General features: G+C 70.5%; 13 protein-coding genes. 9 read left to right on the top strand and 4 right to left on the bottom strand.

The genetic code is table 11. The features are described from left to right. The first annotated feature begins 14 nt into the window (after positions 1–14). The 9 genes from metH to AB0I04_RS05460 all read left to right on the top strand — a co-directional run bounded on the left by metH (position 15) and on the right by AB0I04_RS05460 (position 13,146). Positions 15–3,488: a methionine synthase gene (gene metH / locus AB0I04_RS05420; protein ID WP_360879398.1), complete on the top strand. Its 3,474-nt coding sequence runs from the start codon at positions 15–17 to the stop codon at positions 3,486–3,488. A gap of 88 nt (positions 3,489–3,576) precedes the next feature. Then, positions 3,577–4,227, top strand: a complete 651-nt coding sequence (locus AB0I04_RS05425; protein ID WP_360879401.1) for an HAD family phosphatase — start codon at positions 3,577–3,579, stop codon at positions 4,225–4,227. Positions 4,228–4,416: 189 nt separating this feature from the next. Beyond that, complete coding sequence (locus AB0I04_RS05430; protein WP_360879404.1) at positions 4,417–4,872, top strand: hypothetical protein; 456 nt, start codon at positions 4,417–4,419, stop codon at positions 4,870–4,872. A 255-nt stretch (positions 4,873–5,127) separates the two neighbouring features. Continuing rightward, on the top strand, positions 5,128–6,126 hold the full coding sequence (locus AB0I04_RS05435) for an ABC transporter permease (RefSeq protein WP_360879407.1): 999 nt from the start codon (positions 5,128–5,130) through the stop codon (positions 6,124–6,126). A gap of 47 nt (positions 6,127–6,173) precedes the next feature. Next, the gene (locus tag AB0I04_RS05440; RefSeq protein WP_360879410.1) at positions 6,174–7,925 is read left to right on the top strand and encodes an ABC transporter substrate-binding protein; all 1,752 of its coding nucleotides are present in this window, start codon (positions 6,174–6,176) and stop codon (positions 7,923–7,925) included. Between the two features lie 47 nt (positions 7,926–7,972). Then, positions 7,973–8,986: an ABC transporter permease gene (locus AB0I04_RS05445; protein ID WP_360879413.1), complete on the top strand. Its 1,014-nt coding sequence runs from the start codon at positions 7,973–7,975 to the stop codon at positions 8,984–8,986. Then, on the top strand, positions 8,983–10,035 hold the full coding sequence (locus AB0I04_RS05450) for an ABC transporter ATP-binding protein (protein WP_360879417.1): 1,053 nt from the start codon (positions 8,983–8,985) through the stop codon (positions 10,033–10,035). The genes AB0I04_RS05445 and AB0I04_RS05450 overlap by 4 nt, the downstream gene beginning before the upstream one ends. A 76-nt stretch (positions 10,036–10,111) precedes the next feature. Continuing rightward, entirely contained in the window at positions 10,112–11,200 is a 1,089-nt protein-coding gene (locus AB0I04_RS05455) for a dipeptide ABC transporter ATP-binding protein (protein ID WP_360879420.1), read from the top strand. Positions 11,201–11,430: 230 nt separating this feature from the next. Beyond that, positions 11,431–13,146 carry an ABC transporter substrate-binding protein gene (locus tag AB0I04_RS05460; protein WP_360879423.1) on the top strand — a complete coding sequence of 572 codons (1,716 nt, stop codon included), beginning with the start codon at positions 11,431–11,433 and terminating at the stop codon, positions 13,144–13,146. A gap of 32 nt (positions 13,147–13,178) precedes the next feature. Here AB0I04_RS05460 and AB0I04_RS05465 read toward each other — a convergent pair whose 3' ends face one another. From AB0I04_RS05465 to AB0I04_RS05480, 4 genes are all read right to left on the bottom strand, one after another. Continuing rightward, positions 13,179–15,692, bottom strand: coding sequence for an FtsX-like permease family protein (locus AB0I04_RS05465; RefSeq protein ID WP_360879426.1), 2,514 nt, complete (start codon positions 15,690–15,692; stop codon positions 13,179–13,181). Beyond that, positions 15,689–16,462: an ABC transporter ATP-binding protein gene (locus AB0I04_RS05470; protein WP_360879983.1), complete on the bottom strand. Its 774-nt coding sequence runs from the start codon at positions 16,460–16,462 to the stop codon at positions 15,689–15,691. Before AB0I04_RS05470 ends, AB0I04_RS05465 begins: the two co-directional genes overlap by 4 nt. A 218-nt stretch (positions 16,463–16,680) precedes the next feature. Continuing rightward, positions 16,681–17,358, bottom strand: coding sequence for a response regulator transcription factor (locus AB0I04_RS05475; RefSeq protein ID WP_360879429.1), 678 nt, complete (start codon positions 17,356–17,358; stop codon positions 16,681–16,683). Next, the gene (locus tag AB0I04_RS05480) at positions 17,359–18,546 is read right to left on the bottom strand and encodes a sensor histidine kinase (protein WP_360879432.1); all 1,188 of its coding nucleotides are present in this window, start codon (positions 18,544–18,546) and stop codon (positions 17,359–17,361) included. Positions 18,547–18,592: the final 46 nt, after the last annotated feature.

The raw sequence follows: 18,592 nt of genomic DNA on the forward strand, positions 1-18,592 counted from the left end.
TAGGCTAGGGGCCCATGAGTGCGACGCCAGAGACCCTTCGCCAGGCCCTCCGTGACCGTGTCGTCGTGGCCGACGGCGGCATGGGGACGATGCTCCAGGCGGCGGGTCCGACCCTCGACGACTTCGAGGGCCACGAGGGCTGCAACGAGATCCTCAACGTGACCCGCCCCGACATCGTGCGCCGGGTGCACGCGGAGTACTTCGCCGCCGGTGTCGACTGCGTCGAGACCAACACCTTCGGAGCCAATCTCGCCAACCTCGGCGAGTACGGCATCAGCGAGCGCATCGAGGAGCTGTCGGAGGCCGGAGCGCGGATCGCGTGCGAGGTCGCCGCGGAGCTGTCGACGCCCGGCCGGCCGCGCTGGGTCCTGGGCTCGATGGGCCCCGGCACGAAGCTGCCGACGCTCGGCCATGTGCCGTTCGCCGAGCTGCGCGACGCGTACGAGCGCAACGCCGCCGGCCTGATCGAGGGCGGCGCGCACGCCCTCATCATCGAGACCTGCCAGGACGTGCTGCAGGCCAAGGCGGCCATCATCGGCGCCAAGCGGGCGATCGCCAAGGCCGGCGCCGGCACGGTCCTCATCGGGCAGGTCACCATCGAGCAGAACGGCGCGATGCTGCTCGGCTCGGAGATCGGTGCGGCGCTGACCGCCCTGGAGCCCCTCCAACTCGACGTCATCGGCCTCAACTGCGCGACCGGCCCGGCCGAGATGAGCGAGCACCTGCGCTACCTCGCCCGGCACTCCACCACCGCGCTGTCCTGCATGCCCAACGCCGGGCTGCCCGAGCTGACCTCCGACGGCGCGTTCTACCCGCTGACGCCGGAGGAGCTGGCCGACGCGCACGACACCTTCACCCGGGAGTTCGGCCTGTCGCTGGTCGGCGGCTGCTGCGGCACCACCCCCGAGCACCTGCGCCACGTCGTGGAGAGGGTCCGGGGGCGGGAGGTCGCCGCCCGCCGGCCGCGGCCGGAGGCCGGCGCCGCCTCGCTCTACCAGCACGTGCCGTTCCGGCAGGACACCTCCTACCTGGCGATCGGCGAGCGCACCAACGCCAACGGCTCCAAGGCGTTCCGGGAGGCGATGCTGGAGGGCCGCTGGGACGACTGCGTCAAGATCGCCCGCGACCAGGCCCGCGACGGCGCCCACCTGCTCGACCTGTGCGTCGACTACGTCGGCCGCGACGGCGTCGCCGACATGAAGGAGCTGGCGTTCCGGTTCGCCACCGCCTCCACCCTGCCGATCGTGCTCGACTCGACGGAGCCGCCGGTGATCCAGGCCGGGCTGGAGATGCTGGGCGGCCGCGCCGTGATCAACTCGGTCAACTACGAGGACGGCGACGGCCCGGAGTCCCGCACCGCCCGGCTCATGCCGGTCGTCAAGGAGCACGGCGCCGCGGTCATCGCCCTGACGATCGACGAGGAGGGCCAGGCCCGTACGGCGGAGTGGAAGGCCCGGGTCGCCGACCGGCTGATCGCGGACCTGACCGGCACGTGGGGCATGCGGCCCGAGGACATCATCATCGACTGCCTGACGTTCACCATCGGCACCGGCCAGGAGGAGTCGCGGCGCGACGCCGTCGAGACGATCGACGCGATCCGCGAGATCAAGCACCGCCACCCGACCGTCCAGACCACGCTCGGCCTGTCCAACGTCTCCTTCGGCCTCAACCCGGCCGCCCGCATCGTCCTCAACTCCGTCTTCCTCAACGAGTGCGCCAACGCGGGCCTGGACTCCGCGATCGTGCACGCCTCCAAGATCCTCCCGGTGGCGCGGATCCCCGACGAGCAGCGCCAGGTGGCACTCGACCTCGTCTACGACCGGCGCCGGGACGGCTACGACCCGCTGCAGCGGTTCCTGGAGTTGTTCGAGGGCGTGGACGCCGCCGCGATGCGCGCTGACCGGGCCGCCGAGCTGGCCGGCCTGCCGCTGTGGGAGCGGTTGAAGCGCCGCATCATCGACGGCGAGCTGGACGGGCTGAACGCCGACCTGGACGAGGCCTTGGGCGGGCGACCGGCCCTGGAGATCGTCAACGACGTGCTGCTCGACGGCATGAAGACCGTGGGCGAGCTGTTCGGCTCCGGCGAGATGCAGCTGCCGTTCGTGCTGCAGTCCGCCGAGGTGATGAAGACCGCCGTGGCCTACCTCGAGCCGCACATGGAGAAGAGCGACGAGGGCGGCAAAGGCCGGATCGTGCTGGCCACCGTCAAGGGCGACGTCCACGACATCGGCAAGAACCTGGTCGACATCATCCTGTCCAACAACGGCTACGAGGTGATCAACCTCGGGATCAAGCAGCCGATGTCGGCGATCCTCGACGCGGCCAAGGAAAACCGCGCCGACGTGATCGGCATGTCCGGCCTCCTGGTCAAGTCCACGGTGATCATGAAGGAGAACCTCGAGGAGCTGAACTCCCGGGGGCTCGCCGACCGTTGGCCCGTGCTGCTCGGCGGCGCGGCGCTGACCCGCGCCTACGTCGAGCAGGACCTCGCCGAGCTGTTCGAGGGGGAGGTCCGCTACGCCCGGGACGCCTTCGAAGGGCTCCGGCTCATGGACGCGGCCATGGCGGTCAAGCGCGGCGAGGAGGGCGCGGCGCTGCCGCCGCTTCGCCGCCGCCGCGTCACCGGCGGCGCGAAGCTCAAGGTCACCGAGCCGGAGGACATGCCGCAGCGCTCAGACGTGGCCACCGACAACAAGGTCCCCGAGCCGCCGTTCTGGGGCGACCGGGTCGTCAAGGGCGTCCCGATGGCCGACTACGCAGCCTTCCTCGACGAGCGCGCCACCTTTTTGGGGCAGTGGGGTCTGCGCGGATCGCGCGGCGGCGACGGCCCCTCGTACGAGGAGCTCGTGGAGGCCGAGGGGCGGCCCCGGCTGCGGGCGTGGCTGGACCGCATCCAGACCGAGGGGCTCGTCGAGGCCGGCGTCGTGTACGGCTACTTCCCGTGCGTGAGTGAGGGCGACGACGTGGTCGTGCTGGACACCGACGGGTCCGAGCGCACCCGCTTCGCCTTCCCCCGGCAGCGGCGTGACCGGCACCTGTGCCTCGCCGACTTCTTCCGGCCCCGCGCGTCCGGGGAGACCGACGTGATCGGCTTCCAACTCGTGACGGTCGGCCCGAAGATCAGCAAGGCCACCCAGGAGCTGTTCGAGAAGAACGCCTACCGCGACTACCTCGAGCTGCACGGCCTGTCGGTGCAGCTCGCCGAGGCGCTCGCCGAGTACTGGCACACCCGCGTCCGCTCGGAGCTGGGATTCGGCGGCGAGGACCCCGGCGACCTCGAGGAGTTCTTCAAGCTCGGCTACCGGGGCGCGCGCTTCTCGCTCGGGTACGGCGCCTGCCCCGACCTCGAGGACCGCGCCAAGATCGTCGAGCTGCTGCGGCCGGACCGCATCGGCGTGACGCTGTCGGAGGAGTTCCAGCTCGTCCCCGAGCAGTCCACCGACGCGATCGTCGTGCACCACCCGGAGGCCAAGTACTTCAACACTTGATGTACACCTGAGCCCCACCGTTCCGTTTCCCGATGCGGTGTCCGCCGCGGGTACCCTTCGTTGCCCCATTTCACGGGGGCTGAAGGAGATGGTGCGGGTGTTGCAGGCGGTCCTGTTCGACATGGACGGGTTGCTGCTCGACTCCGAGCGGCTCTGGCTGGAGGCCGAGGCCGAGGTGATGGCCTGGCTCGGCGGGTCGTGGGGGCCGGAGCACCAGGAGTTCCTGGTCGGCGGCTCGCTCGACCGCACGGTCGCCTACATGCTGGAGCTGACCGATACACCCGCCGCCCCCGAAGATGTCGGCCGCAGGCTGCTCGACGCGATGGCCGGACGGCTGCGCGCCGACGTCCCGATGATGCCGGGCGCCCGCGACCTGCTCGACGAGGTCCGCGCCGCCGGCCTGCCGTCCGCGCTGGTCTCCTCCACCCACCGCGCGCTGATGGAGTACGCCCTCGACGGCCTGGGCCGCGACAGCTTCACCGTGACGGTCGCCGGGGACGAGGTGAGCCGCACGAAGCCGCATCCTGAGCCGTACCTCGCCGCGACCCGCCTCCTGGACGTCGACCCGCGCCGCTGCGTCGCCCTGGAGGACTCGCTCAACGGCGCGACCAGCGGCGCGGCGGCCGGCTGCCACGTCGTCGCGGTGCCCAGCGTGGTGCCGATCGACGAGGCGCCGCGCCGTACGGTCGTGACCTCCCTGCGCGAGATCGACCTGGAGCGCCTCCGGACCCTGATCTGACCGGCCGTCTCAGGGATCGCCCCGGGTCATGCCGGGGGAGTACCCGGAACGGTCCCGGAGGAGGAGTGCCAGACGCGTCATGACGTGTCACGATGGAGAGGTCACGACAGGGGTCGGGGTGAGGCCTGGCCGGTCCGGCGGCGTTCGCCCGCGCCGGAAGGGTCGCCCCCGCAGCGGTGAGGTGCGTCAATGAGCGATGTCCTTCTGTTCACGATCAGCCTGGCGGCCACGGTGCTGGGCCTGCTGGGCAGCTGGGGTGCCTATCGCAGGCGCGGGGCCGCCTCGGGCATGCGGGGCGCCGCCTGGTCCATGGTGCCGATGGGCGCCTATCTCACCGGCCTGACCAAGTTCCTGGCCGATCTGGCGTTCAGCCCGGTCAAGTGGGTCGGAGTGGCCCTGTTCGGGCTCGGCGCGCTCCTCTATGTCGCCTCGGGCGTCATGCTGCGCAAGGGCTCCCCGGCCGAGGACGAGGCCGGTCGCAAGAGCGCTCCCAAGGCGCCCAAGAGCGCTCCCAAGGCGCCCAAGAGCGCGTCCAGGGGCGCGACGAAGGGTGAGCTCGAGAGCCGTCGGACGGCTCCGGGATCGGCCGTCGACCCGGACCTCGCGGAGATCGAGCAGATTTTGAAGAACCGCGGTATCAGCTGATGACCTGCGAAGATATGAAAAGAGGGTGACGCTCCGCGTCCGCCGGCTCACGCCTCCGCAGATCACATCTGCCCTTGATGACGACGAGATCACAATCGAGACACGGGTACTAGCGCGAGGCTGCTCACGGGCGTGAGAGTCATTCAGGAGAAGGTAAGTTCCCTCTCCGATGGGCCGTAAAGGTCGGAGTTTTCCTGCTCAGGGACTTCGTGACGGTCCTGTGATGCATGCGGCCGAACGTGGGAGGTACCTGTCGTGACCGCACCGATCGAGGTCACCGGATCGGAGCTCGAGGCACAGCCCGATGCCGTCCTCGGTGGCGCGCGCAAGATCGAGGGGCGCTCGCTCGGTCAGATCGCGCTGATGCGGCTGCGGCGCGACAAGCTCGCGATCACCGGCGGCGTCGTGGTGGTCCTGCTGATCCTCATGGCGATCCTGGCCCCGCTGCTGAGCTCCTGGTTCGGGCACCCACCGAGCCAGTTCCACCAGGACCAGATCGACCCGAACCTCCAGCGCCCGCTGCACGGCCCGTGGCACTCGGGGATCAGCGGGAAGTTCCCGCTCGGCGTCGAGCCGACCAACGGCCGGGACATCTTCAGCCGCATCGTCTACGGCGCCCGCATCTCCCTGCTCATCGCCTTCCTGGCCACGCTCCTGTCCGTGGTGATCGGGACCGTCCTCGGCATGGTCGCCGGCTACTTCGGCGGCTGGGTCGACACGATCATCGCCCGGGCGATGGACGTCTTCCTCGCCTTTCCGATCCTGCTGTTCGCCATCGCGCTCGGCGGCGTCGTGCAGGGCAAGGCGTTCGGGCTGTCCGGCAACGGGCTGCGCATCGCCCTACTGATCTTCGTCATCGGCTTCTTCAACTGGGCCTACATCGGCCGGATCATCCGGGGCCAGACCCTGTCGCTGCGCGAGCGGGAGTTCGTCGACGCCGCGCGGGCGATGGGAGCGCGCGCCCCGTACATCCTGTTCCGTGAGCTGCTGCCGAACCTCGTCGCCCCGATTCTGGTGTACTCCACGCTGCTGATCCCGACGAACATCCTGTTCGAGGCGGCGCTGTCCTATCTCGGCGTGGGCGTCAACGAGCCCACGCCCACCTGGGGCGGCATGCTCTCCCAAGCGGTACCGATCTACTCGCTCGACCCCTGGTTCATGATCGTGCCCGGTGTCGCGATCTTCGTGACGGTGCTCGCGTTCAACCTGTTCGGCGACGGTCTCCGCGACGCTCTGGACCCGCGGACCCGCTGACCATTCGCTTTCCCCAAGAAATGTCCCACAAGGAGGAACGTAGCCAAATGAGGAGATCAATCCCTCTCGTCGCGACGGGGCTCGCGGCGACCCTCGCCCTGGCCGCCTGCGGCGGCGGGAGCGGTGGTTCAAGCGGGAGCAGCAGCGGTGACGGCTCGTTCAATGCCGGCCTGACGCGGGTCGTGAACCCGTCCACCAAGACGGGTGGCACGCTGCACCTGGCCAACGCGGGCGACTGGGACAACGTCGACCCGGCCGACACCTACTACGCGTTCTCGTGGAACTTCGCGCGGTTCTACGGACGGACGCTGATGATGTTCAAGTCCGTACCGGGCAAGGACGGCCTCCAGCTGACCCCCGACCTCGCGCAGGGCCCGGGCCAGCACAGCGCCGACCTGAAGACCTGGACGTACAAGCTCAAGCCGGGCATCAAGTACGAAGATGGCACGCCGATCAAGGCGCAGGACATCAAGTACGACATCGAGCGGTCGCTGGACAAGAAGACCTTCCCGAACGGTCCGACGTACTTCAACGACTACCTCGACACGCAGGGCTACACCTCGCCCTACAACGACAAGACCCCGGGCAAGCTGGGCCTGAAGGCCGTCGAGACGCCGGACGACTCGACGATCATCTTCCACCTGAAGAAGCCGTTCGGCGCGTTCGACTACTTCGCGATGCTGCCGTCCACGATGCCGGTGCCGCCGGCCAAGGACACGGGCGCGAACTACAAGCAGCACGTCGTCGCCACCGGCCCGTACAAGTTCGAGAGCTACACGCCGAACAAGTCGATCGTGCTGGTCCGCAACACCAACTGGGACCCGAGCACCGACCCGAACCGCAAGCAGCTGCCCGACCGGGTCGAGGTCCAGCTCGGCATCAACGCCGACGACGTCGACAACCGCCTCATCAACGGGACCCTGCAGAGCGACGTGCAGAGCACGGGCGTTCAGGCGGCCGCCGCCGGCCGGATCCAGTCGCAGCCGCGACTGAAGAAGAACGCCGACGCCGCCCCGACGGCCCGCCTCTGGTACGTCGCGGTCTCCGGTGACGTCGCGCCGTTCAACAACATCCACTGCCGCAAGGCGATCGAGTACGCGGCCGACAAGCAGGCCATGCAGACCGCCTTCGGTGGCCCGCTCTCGGGCGGCGACATCGCCACCCACCTGATCATGCCGGTGCTGCCGGGCAGCAAGGACATGAACCCGTACCCGTCCGGCGCGGACAACCACGGCGACGTCGCCAAGGCCAAGCAGGAGCTCGCGGCCTGCGGCCAGCCGAACGGCTTCAAGACCTCCATCAGCGCCCGCACCGAGCGGACCAAGGAGGTCAACGCCGCGCTCGCGCTGCAGCAGAGCCTCGCGAAGGTCGGCATCCAGGCGGACATCAAGAAGTACCCGCAGGGCGACTACTTCAAGCTGTACGCCGGTAAGCCGGAGTACGTGAAGAAGAACGGCCTCGGCCTGATGATGATGGCGTGGGCCGCGGACTGGCCCGAGGGCTTCGGCTACCTGTCCCAGATCGTCGACAGCCGCGTCATCCGTGACGCCGGCAACACCAACCTCGGCGTCAAGGACCCCGAGGTCGACAAGACGCTGGACAAGGCCGTGGTCACCGCCGACACGAACGCCCGGAACGACCTGTGGGCCCAGATCGACGCCAAGGTCATGGACGACGCCTACATCGTGCCGTTCCTCAACGTGAAGGGCCTGATGTACCGGCCGCCGTCCGCGAAGAACGCGTTCATCAACCAGGGCCTCAACGGCGAGTACGACTTCGTCCAGATGGGCGTGAAGTAACTTCTCATCCCTAGAAGGCAGGTGAAGGCCGTCGGTGGCCGGGCACTGTGGTCACATTCCTCATCCGGCGTCTGCTCGCCGCGATCGCGTTGCTCGTCATCGTGAGCATGGTGACGTTCGCGATCTTCTTCCTCGTGCCGAGGCTGACCGGGGCCACCACCTCGGACCTCGCGTCCCGGTACGTCGGCAAGAGCGCAGGTCCGCAGGCGATCCACGAGGTCGAGATACGGCTCGGGCTGAACAAGCCGCTGGCGGTCCAGTACTGGAACTTCGTCAAGGGGATCGTCGTCGGCGCCCACTATGACGCCGGCCCCTCGAAGGTCTGGTGCGGGCCGCCGTGCTTCGGCTACTCCTTCATCAACCAGACGCCGGTCTGGCCGACGCTGCTCGACCGTGCTCCGATCACGCTCTGGCTCGCGGCCGGCGCGGCGATCATCTGGCTGCTGTTCGGCGTCTCGGCGGGCGTCGTGTCCGCGCTGAAGCGGGGCACGGTCGTCGACCGTCTCTCGATGGGCCTCGCGCTGGCCGGAGTGTCGCTGCCGATCTACTTCACCGGCCTGCTGTCACTCGCGATCTTCCGCGACAAGCTCGAATGGTTCCCCGACGCCGGGACCTACGTCGGATTCACCGACAATCCGCTCCAGTGGGCGTCGAACATGGCCCTGCCCTGGGTCACCCTCGCCTTCCTCCAGGCGGCGTTGTACGCCCGGCTCACCCGGGCGGGAATGCTCGAGACGATGGGGGAGGACTACATCCGGACGGCACGCGCCAAGGGCCTGCCCGAGCGCACCGTGATCGTCCGGCACGCGCTGCGGGCCACCCTCACCCCGGTGCTGACCATCTTCGGCCTGGACCTGGGCATGCTGCTCGGCGGCGCGGTGCTCACCGAGAGCACCTTCTCCCTGCCCGGGCTGGGCAAGTTCGCCATCGACTCGATCAGGAACAACGACCTCCCGAGCGTGCTCGGCGTGGTCATGCTCGGTGCGTTCTTCATCGTGCTGGCCAACCTCATCGTGGACGTCCTGTACGCGGTGATCGACCCGAGGGTGAGGCTGTCGTGACCGAGGACCAGACCGCCGCCCCGGCGGCGCCCCGGGCCTTCCTGGAGGTCCGGGACCTGCGCATCCACTTCCCGACCGACGACGGCCTGGTCAAGTCCGTCGACGGGCTGTCGTTCAGTCTCGAACGCGGCCGCACGCTCGGCATCGTCGGCGAGTCCGGCTCGGGCAAGAGCGTCACCAGCCTCGGCCTGCTCGGCCTGCACAACCGCCGCAACGCCAAGGTGTCGGGCGAGATCTGGCTGGACGGTGAGGAGGTCGTCGGCTCCTCCCCGGAGCAGGTCCGCCGCATGCGCGGCCGGAAGATGGCGATGATCTTCCAGGACCCGCTGTCGTCGATGCACCCCCTCTACACGATCGGCGCCCAGATCATCGAGGCGTACCGGATCCACAACAACGTCAGCAAGGAGGTCGCGCGCAAGCACGCGATCGACATGCTGGGCCGGGTCGGCATCCCGCAGCCGGACCGGCGCGTCGACGACTACCCGCACCAGTTCTCCGGCGGCATGCGGCAGCGCGCGATGATCGCCATGGCGCTGTCCTGCGACCCCGAGCTGCTCATCGCCGACGAGCCCACCACGGCGCTCGACGTGACGGTGCAGGCGCAGATCCTCGACCTGATCCGTGACCTGCAGGAGGAGTTCGACTCCGCCGTCATCATGATCACCCATGACCTGGGCGTGGTCGCCGAGCTGTCCGACGACATCCTCGTGATGTACGGCGGACGGTGCGTGGAGTACGGCTCGGCCGAGGACATCTTCCACCGGCCCGAACACCCCTACACCTGGGGCCTGCTCGGCTCGATGCCGCGTCTGGACCGCGACCGGTCCGAGCGGCTGCTGCCCATCAAGGGCTCTCCGCCCAGCCTCATCAACGTTCCGGTGGGCTGCGCGTTCAGCCCGCGCTGTGCCTACGCTGAGCTCAACGAGGGCCGCAGCGAGACCGAGCGGCCGGAGCTGAGCGAGATCGCGCCGGGCCACCGGGTCGCCTGCCACCTCGCCCGGGAGGACCGGCGGCGCATCTGGAACGACGAGATCCGGCCGAGGCTTTGAGCAACAGCGGCGGCCGCGCGGCGCCGGCGGTCGACGGACGGCACCGGCCCGAGGGCCGGAGTGAACTGGAGAGACAGTGACTACACCCGACAGCGAGGTCGTGGCGGAGCAGCGGCCGGCCGACGACGGCGACGCGCTGCTGGAGGTCCGTGGGCTGCGCAAGCACTTCCCGGTGACCCGCGGCGCGGTGATCAAGCGCCAGGTGGGCGCGGTCAAGGCGGTCGACGGCATCGACTTCACGGTGCGCCCGGGCGAGACGCTCGGCCTGGTGGGGGAGTCCGGTTGCGGCAAGACCACCACCGGACGGATGATCACTCGTCTGCTCGAGCCGTCGGACGGCCAGATCATCTTCGAGGGCCAGGACATCACCCACGTCTCCCAGGGGAAGATGCGGCCGCTGCGGCGCGACCTGCAGATGATCTTCCAGGATCCGTACTCGTCGCTGAACCCGCGCAAGACCGTCGGCTCGATCATCGGTGCGCCGTTCCGGCTTCAGGGCATCGAGACCGAGAGCGGCGTGAAGCGGGCCGTCCAGGATCTCCTCGAGGTCGTCGGGCTCAACCCCGAGCACTACAACCGCTACCCGCACGAGTTCTCCGGCGGTCAGCGCCAGCGCATCGGCATCGCCCGCACCCTCGCCCTGCGGCCCAAGCTCATCGTCGCGGACGAGCCGGTCTCCGCGCTCGACGTGTCGATCCAGGCGCAGGTGGTCAACCTCCTGGAGGACCTGCAGGAGGAGTTCAACCTCACCTACGTCGTCATCGCCCACGACCTGTCGGTGGTGCGCCACATCTCCGACCGGGTCGGCGTGATGTACCTCGGCAAGATGGTCGAGATGTCCGACGGCAAGGGCCTGTACGAGAGCCCGATGCATCCCTACACCGTCGCGCTGCTGTCGGCGGTCCCGATCCCCGACCCGACCAAGCGCAAGGGCCGCGAGCGCGTCCGGCTGCAGGGCGACGTGCCCAGCCCGCTCAACCCGCCGCCGGCCTGCCGATTCCACACGCGGTGCTGGAAGGCACAGGAGATCTGCGGCAAGGTCGAGCCGCCGCTGGTCGAGATCCTTCCCGGGCATCGCGTCGCCTGCCACTTCCCGGAGAACGCGCCGGAGGGCGCGGGCGCGAAGGTCACCAAGGCGGCCGAGGAGGCCGGCCTCGCCGAATAGGGCGACCAACGGAACGCACGCCCGCCCCCGCGCCGCCGACGGCGCGGGGGCGGGCGTTTTCGCGCTCTGCCGCCAGGCGGCGGCACGCGGCGCGCGGCCGTTAGGCGGCGGTACGGAGTGCCGGGTCCTCAGGCGGCGGTACGCGGTGCCCGGCCGTTTTCGCGTGAAGGTGGCGAAGCTCTCACGGCATGCGCTTGGTGCAAACATGCACTCGTTGCAATGATTTACCCGTGAGAGGTAGATTCGCGGCCTGCGCCGTCCTCCTCGTGCTCGGCGTCGCCTCCTGCGGCGGCGGGCGGACCACCGCGCGCCCCGGCACGTCGTACGACCAGGCGTCGTCCCGGGTCGTACGCCCGTCGACGGCCCGCGGTGGCACCCTGCGCCTGGCCGTCACCGACGCCCCGGTCTCCCTCGACCCCGGCGACATCGGCCTGGCGTATGAGGCGGACCTCGCCCGCCTGTACGCGCGTTCCCTCGTCACCTACGCGCCGGTGCCCGGAGCGGCGGGCCTGCGCCTCGTGCCGGACCTGGCCGAGGGCCTCGGGCGGCCGAGCGACGGCGGCCGGACCTGGACGTACCGGCTGCGGCGCGGCCTCACGTACGAGGACGGCGCCCCCGTCCGGGCCCGCGACGTCAAGTACGCCGTCGCCCGCAGCGGCTACACGGCCGAGCTCACCGGCGGGCCCCGCGACCTGCGCGAGGCGCTCACCGGTACTTACTGGGGGCCCTATCTCGACCGCGATCTGGACCACTTCACCGGCGTCACCACCCCGGACGACCGTACGGTGGTGTTCCATCTGCGACGTTCGGACTTCGACTTCGACCAGCTGGCGGCGAGCCCGCAGACCGCGCCCGTGCCCCCGGCGAAGGACACCCGGCTCGCGTACGAGAAGCACCCCCTGTCGACCGGGCCCTACCGTTTCGCGCGGCACGACGTCGGCACGGGCTTCACGCTCGTGCGCAACCCGCACTGGCACGACGACCCGAACCGCGCGGCCCTGCCCGACCGCATCGAGGTGACCGAGAGGGTCGCCGCCGCCGACCTCGACGCCCGGCTGCGCGCCGGGTCCCTCGACGCCGACCTGGCCGGTGCCGGGGTCCAGCCGGAGACGCGCACCGCGATCCTCGCCTCGCCTGTGGCGAGAGCACGGGCAGACGACCCGCTGACCGGGCTGGTGCGCTACGCCGCGCTGTCGACCGGCGTCGGACCGTTCGGCGACGTCCACTGCCGCCGCGCCGTCCAGTACGCCGTCGACCGGTCCGCGATCCAGCGCGCCTACGGCGGCCCCGCCGTGGCCGCCCCGGCCACGAACGTGCTGCCGCCCACCGTCACCGGGTACCGGCCCGCCGACCCGTACCCCCGCGACCTCGCGCAGGCCCGGCGGGAGCTTCAGGCGTGCGGTCACCCCGGCGGATTCACCACGGGCATCGCCGTACGCGGGGACCGATCGGGCGACGTCGCCGCCGCCCAGGCCCTGCGCCGGTCCCTGGCGGACGTCGGCATCGGCGCCCAGGTCACCACCCTGTCGGCGTTCCAGTGGGGGAGCACCGCCGGGTCGCCCGCTTACGTCCACCGGCACGGCCTCGGCATCCTCATCGACGCCTGGGCCGCGAACCGGCCCACCGGTGAGGCCTTCCTGCGGCCCCTGACCGGCGCCCTCGCGAAGGTCAACAACCCGAACCTCATGGAACTGCGCGACCCGCGCGTCGACCGGATCCTGACCGAGGGCGCCGGGATCTCCGACGACCGGCGCCGGGCGGACACGTGGGCCGAGGCCGACCGCGCCGTCATGGAGTCGGCCGCCTTCGTGCCCCTCTTCGCCGAGAAGACCGTGCTGTACCGGCCGGACACCCTCACCGGCGTCTACGTCCATCCGGCCTACGGGACGTACGACTACGCCGCGCTCGGCCTGCGGCCCGGCCCCCGGACGACGGCGTCCCCCTGACCGGACACGGCGGTCAGGGGGACGGCACGGACTCACTCGAAGGCGATCGCCTTCAGCACGTCCATGCGGGAGGCCCGCCAGGCCGGCCAGAACGCCGCGAGAACGCCGATGATCGCCGCCAGGACGACGTAGCCGACCAGTGTGGAGACCGGCACGCTCAGGACGTTCACGCCCTGGTCGCTGACCGCCCGCTGCACGCCGATCCCGAAGATCACGCCGATGCCGATGCCGAGCACGGCGCCGAACAGCGCGATCAGCACCGACTCCAGGCGGATCATCCGGCGTGTCTGCCGGCGGCTGGTACCGATGGCCCGCAGCAACCCGATCTCCCGCGTCCGCTCGATCACCGACAGCGCCAGGGTGTTGATGATCCCGAGCCCGGCGATGATGATCGACAGCGCCAGCAGCACCGTCAGCAGCGTCACGAACTGGTCGACGCTCTTCTGGACGCTCTTCTTCACGTCCGACTGATCCTGCACCTGCAGGTCGGGGAAGGCGCTCAGCGCCCTCTCGATGCCCTTCTTCGTGGCGGCGTCGGCCTTCGTCGTCTTGATCATCAGGCCGGTGCCCGTCGGACGGTCCGTATGCGCCAGGTAGGCCGGCAGCGCCAGCACCCGCGAACCCAGGAGCGGATTCTTGGCGTACACGCCGGCGACCCGTACCGAGGCGGTCTTACCGTCGGGGAAGCGGACGGGGATCGTCGAACCCACCTGAAGATGGTCGGAGGTGGCGGTCGGCTCGGCCACCAGCAGACCGTCGTCGCCGAGCTCCGCCGAGCCGGACACCAGCGACAGCTTGGCCGTCCGCTTCAGGTCGTCGGGGCGGTCGGTGGCCAGGAACGACTGCGCCTTCTTCCCGACCGCGAACCGGCCGGCGTACAGCGCCGTGACCAGCTCGACCCCGGGCACGGACCGCACCGCCTGCGCGGGCTCCGCCGGGCTGAACGCCCGCGCCGTCGCGGAGACCATGTAGTCGGCGGCGAAGCTCTTGTCGACCTGCCGGGAGATCGACGCCTTCGCCGACGCGCTCATCACGTTGATCCCGCTGACCAGCGCCAGCCCGATCATCAGCGCCGACGCGGTCGCCGCCGTACGGCGCGGGTTGCGCAGGGCGTTCTGCTTCGCCAGGCGGCCCGGCGTGCGGAACACCCGCGGGTAGACCGCGCCGACCACCTTCACGACCGGGCGCGCGATCACCGGCGCGAGCATCGCCACGCCGAGGAAGACCAGCGCCAGGCCCACGCCCAGCAGCACCAGCCCCGACCCGCCGAGCCCGAGCCCGGCGAACACGACACCGGCCACGGTCAGCAGCGACCCGATCAGCACGCGGATCCGCAGCGACCGCTGGGGCATGGCGACGTCGTCGCGCATCGCGGCGACCGGCGGGATCTTCGCCGCCCGGCGGGCGGGGAAGTAGGCCGCCACGACCGTGACCACCATGCCGATCGCGTACGACCAGACCACCGGCTTGTAGGTGAAGGCCAGCCCGCCGGAGAAGTCGGCGCCGAGCGCCTTGAACAGCTGCCGCAGCAGCAGCGCGAGGCCCACGCCGGCGGCCAGGCCCATCGTCGAGCCGACGAACCCGACGCCGATCGCCTCGCCGAGCACCGCGCGGGTGACCTGCCGGCGCGAGGCGCCCACGGCGCGCAGCAGCGCCAGCTCGCGGGAGCGCTGGGCCACCAGCATCGAGAAGGTGTTGAAGATGATGAACGCGCCGACGAAGATCGAGATCACCGCGAACACCAGCAGGAACGTCCGGATGAACGACAGGATGCGCCCGACTTCGCTCTTGTTCTCGTCGCGCATCTTCGTGCCGGTGATCGCCTCGTAGTCCGGCGACGGCAGCACCTGCTGGATCCGGTCGCGCAGCGCCGTCTCGGAGACGCCGCCCTGCGCGGCCACGGTGATGTCGCTGAACCGTCCCGGCTTCAGCAGCAGCCGCTGCGCGGTGCGCTGGTCGAAGGCCGTGACCGTGGCGCCCATGAGGTTGCCGGAGTCGACGACCCCGACGACCGTGACGGTCTGCGGCGGCCCCTGGACGATGACGCGGGTCTGATCCCCGACCTTCAGGCCGGCCTTGGCGGCCGCCTTGTCGTCGATGGCGACCTCGCCCGGGCCAGCCGGGCCGCGCCCCGCCTTCAGCGGGAAGTCCTTGTTGGCCGGGTCCCAGTCGGTGCCCAGCTGCGGCGCCCCGGACCCGCCGACCACCTTGCCGTTCCTACCGACGATGGCGGCGAAGCCGCCCACCGAGCCGTGCACCCGTGCCACGCCCGGCACCTTGGCGATGGTCGTGACCAGGGACCCGGGGAGGGTCGGCGCCTCGGCGCCGTTCTGGCCGTCCCCGCCGTCGACGACCTTCTTCGGCCGGACCTGCACGGCGACGCCCTTGCCGGTCTTGGAGAACAGCTGGTCGAACTGGCGGCTCATCGTGTCGGTGAACACCAGGGTGCCGGCGACGAACGCCACCCCGAGCACGACCGCGAACGCCGTCAGCGCCAGGCGCAGCTTGTGCGCGACCAGGTTGCGCACGGTGACCTTGAGTATCACCGGGAGCCGACCCCCGGCAGCTCGAAGCCCTTCATGCGCTCCAGGACCTTCTCCGCGGTCGGATCCGCCATCTGGTCGACGAGGCGCCCGTCGGCGAGGAACAGCACCAGATCCGAGTAGGCCGCGGCCACCGGGTCGTGCGTCACCATGACGACCGTCTGGCCCATCTCCCGCACCGCGTTGCGCAGGAATGACAGGACCTCCGCGCCCGAACGGGAGTCCAGGTTGCCGGTCGGCTCGTCCGCGAAGATGATCTCCGGGCGGCCGACCAGGGCACGGGCGCACGCGACCCGCTGCTGCTGACCGCCGGACAGCTCGCTCGGCCGGTGCTTCAGCCGCTCACGCAACCCGATCGTGTCGATGACGGTGTCCAGCCACGCCTGGTCCGGCTTACGGCCGGCGATGTCCAGCGGCAGCGTGATGTTCTCCAGCGCCGTCAATGTCGGCACGAGGTTGAACGCCTGGAAGATGAACCCGATCCGGTCCCGCCGCAGCCGCGTCAGGCGCTTGTCGTCCAGCCGGGTCAGGTCGACGTCGCCGATGAACACCCGCCCGGCGCTCACCGAGTCCAGACCCGCCATGCAGTGCATGAGGGTCGACTTTCCCGAACCGGACGGCCCCATGATCGCGGTGAACCGTCCCGCGGGCAGATCCACCGACACCTCGTTCAGCGCGACGACCTTCGCGTCACCCCGGCCGTACTCCTTGGTGATCCGCTCGACGCGCGCGGCCGGCGCGGCGACGACGGGACCGGGCGGACCGCCGGTCATGGGGGAGGGGATATCGGTCACGGAGGAGGCTCCCTGCTCGCATGTCGGGGGTGTCGCAGATGAGACTAGGACGCGGCGCGAACGGTTTCGTCGGCCCTGCGAACGGGAGCATGGTTCCACCCCCAGGCGGAGCGATCCGGCGGTCTCCTCCTGCGGGAGGAGACCCTCTCGGGGGGGGGGCGACCTCGGGGGGGCGACCTCGGGGGAGCGGACCCGCTCTATCCCTGGCCCGGCTGGGTGAGGCCCGTCTCGTAGGCGAACACGACGGCCTGCACGCGGTCGCGCAGCCCCAGCTTGGCGAGAAGGTTGCCCACGTGGGTCTTCACCGTCGTCTCGCTGACCACCAGCTCCGCCGCGATCTCCGCGTTCGACAGCCCCCGGGCGACGTGCCGCAGCACCTCCAGCTCCCGCTCGGTGAGCATCCGCAGCCCGCGCGGCGGCGCCGTCTCCCGCACGGCCGGCAGCCGCGTCGCGAACTTGTCCAGCAGCCGCCGCGTCACGCTCGGCGCGACGATCGCGTCACCGGCCGCCACGATCCGGATCGCGGCCACCAGATCCTCCGGCGGCGCGTCCTTCAGCAGGAACCCGCTGGCCCCCGCCCGAACCGCCTCGACGACGTACTCGTCCAGGTCGAACGTGGTCAGGATCAGCACCCGCGGATCGTGCGTCGCCGCGCCCTCCCGGACGATCCGCCGCGTCGCCTCGATCCCGTCGACGCCCGGCATCCGGATGTCCATCAGGACCACCTCCGGCAGGAGCGTCCGCGTGAGCTCCACGGCCTGCGCGCCGTCGCCGGCGTCGCCCACCACCGCGATATCCGGCTCCCCCTCGAGGATGAGCCGGAAGCCGGTGCGCAGCAACGGCTGATCGTCGACGAGGAGCACCCTGATCGTCACCTAGACCTCCAACGGGAAACGGGCGCGGACCTCGAAGCCACCGCCGGAGCGGGGCCCGATCCGCAGATCGCCACCATAAAGGGCGACACGTTCGCGCATGCCCACCAGCCCATGCCCACGGCTGCCGTTGGGCTGCCCGAGCCCGGCCGCCAGCCCCCGGCCGTCGTCCTCCACCTCCACCGTCAGGTGGCGGTCGGTGAAGTGAATGCGCACCCACGCCCGCGCCTGCGGGCCGGCGTGCTTCAGCGTATTGGTCAGCGCCTCCTGGATCAGCCGGAACGCCGCGAGGTCGACGCCCGGCGACAGCGACCGGCTCTCCCCCTCGATCCACAGCTGCACCTGCAGCCCCGTCTCCCGCAGGTGATCCACCAGCTCGCCGACGTCGCTCACCCCCGGCTGCGGCGACAGCTCCCCGCGCACCGGCTCGGCCTCCGTCCGCAGGACGCCCACCACCCGCCGCATCTCGCCCAGCGCCGTACGCCCCATCTGCTCGATCGTCGTCAGCGCGTCCCGTACGGCCTCCGGATCCCGTTCGAGGATCCGCCGCGCCGCACCCGCCTGCACGGTCATCACGCTGACGTGATGGGCCACCACGTCGTGCAGTTCCCGCGCGATGCGCGAACGCTCCTCCGTACGCGCCGCCCGCGAGTCGGCCTCCCGCGCGCGTTCCAGCCGCCGTGCCCGGGCCTCGAGCTCGTCCAGGTACGCCCGGCGCAGCCGCAGGCTCCGCCCCAGCCACCAGACGCCGATGAACAGGATCGAGTTGGTCACCGTCGGCCAGAAGTCGGCGCCCAGCGAGATCAGCATCCCGATCAACGCCATCAGCGTCGCAGTCCCGGCCGGAAGGCTCGTCGCCAGCCCGCGATGCGCCGCGACCGTGTACGTGGAGATGAGCAGGGCCACCGCGGGCGCCGAGATGTCGTACCCCGTCGCCGTCAGCGCCACGCACGCGCCCGTCGAGAACGCCAGCACCACGACCGGGGCCCGCCGCCGCACCGTGAGGGACAGCAGGGCCATGGCGTCCAGCGCGAGGCTGAAGGCGTCCGGCCGCGTCCCCGACGCGCCGTTGTCTCCCTGAAGCGTGGCCGCGGCCAGGAAAGCCGCCGCCAGAAGAACGGACATCACCGCATCCGCCATGATCGGATGCGCCTCCAGCCACGCGCGGCGACCACGGATGAGCTCGGACACACCCACACGTTAGGGCGTGTGGCCGGATGTGGTCCCCTCCTGCGCG

The organism is Actinoallomurus sp. NPDC050550, from assembly GCF_040655075.1.
In the GTDB taxonomy this organism is placed as follows: domain Bacteria; phylum Actinomycetota; class Actinomycetes; order Streptosporangiales; family Streptosporangiaceae; genus Actinoallomurus.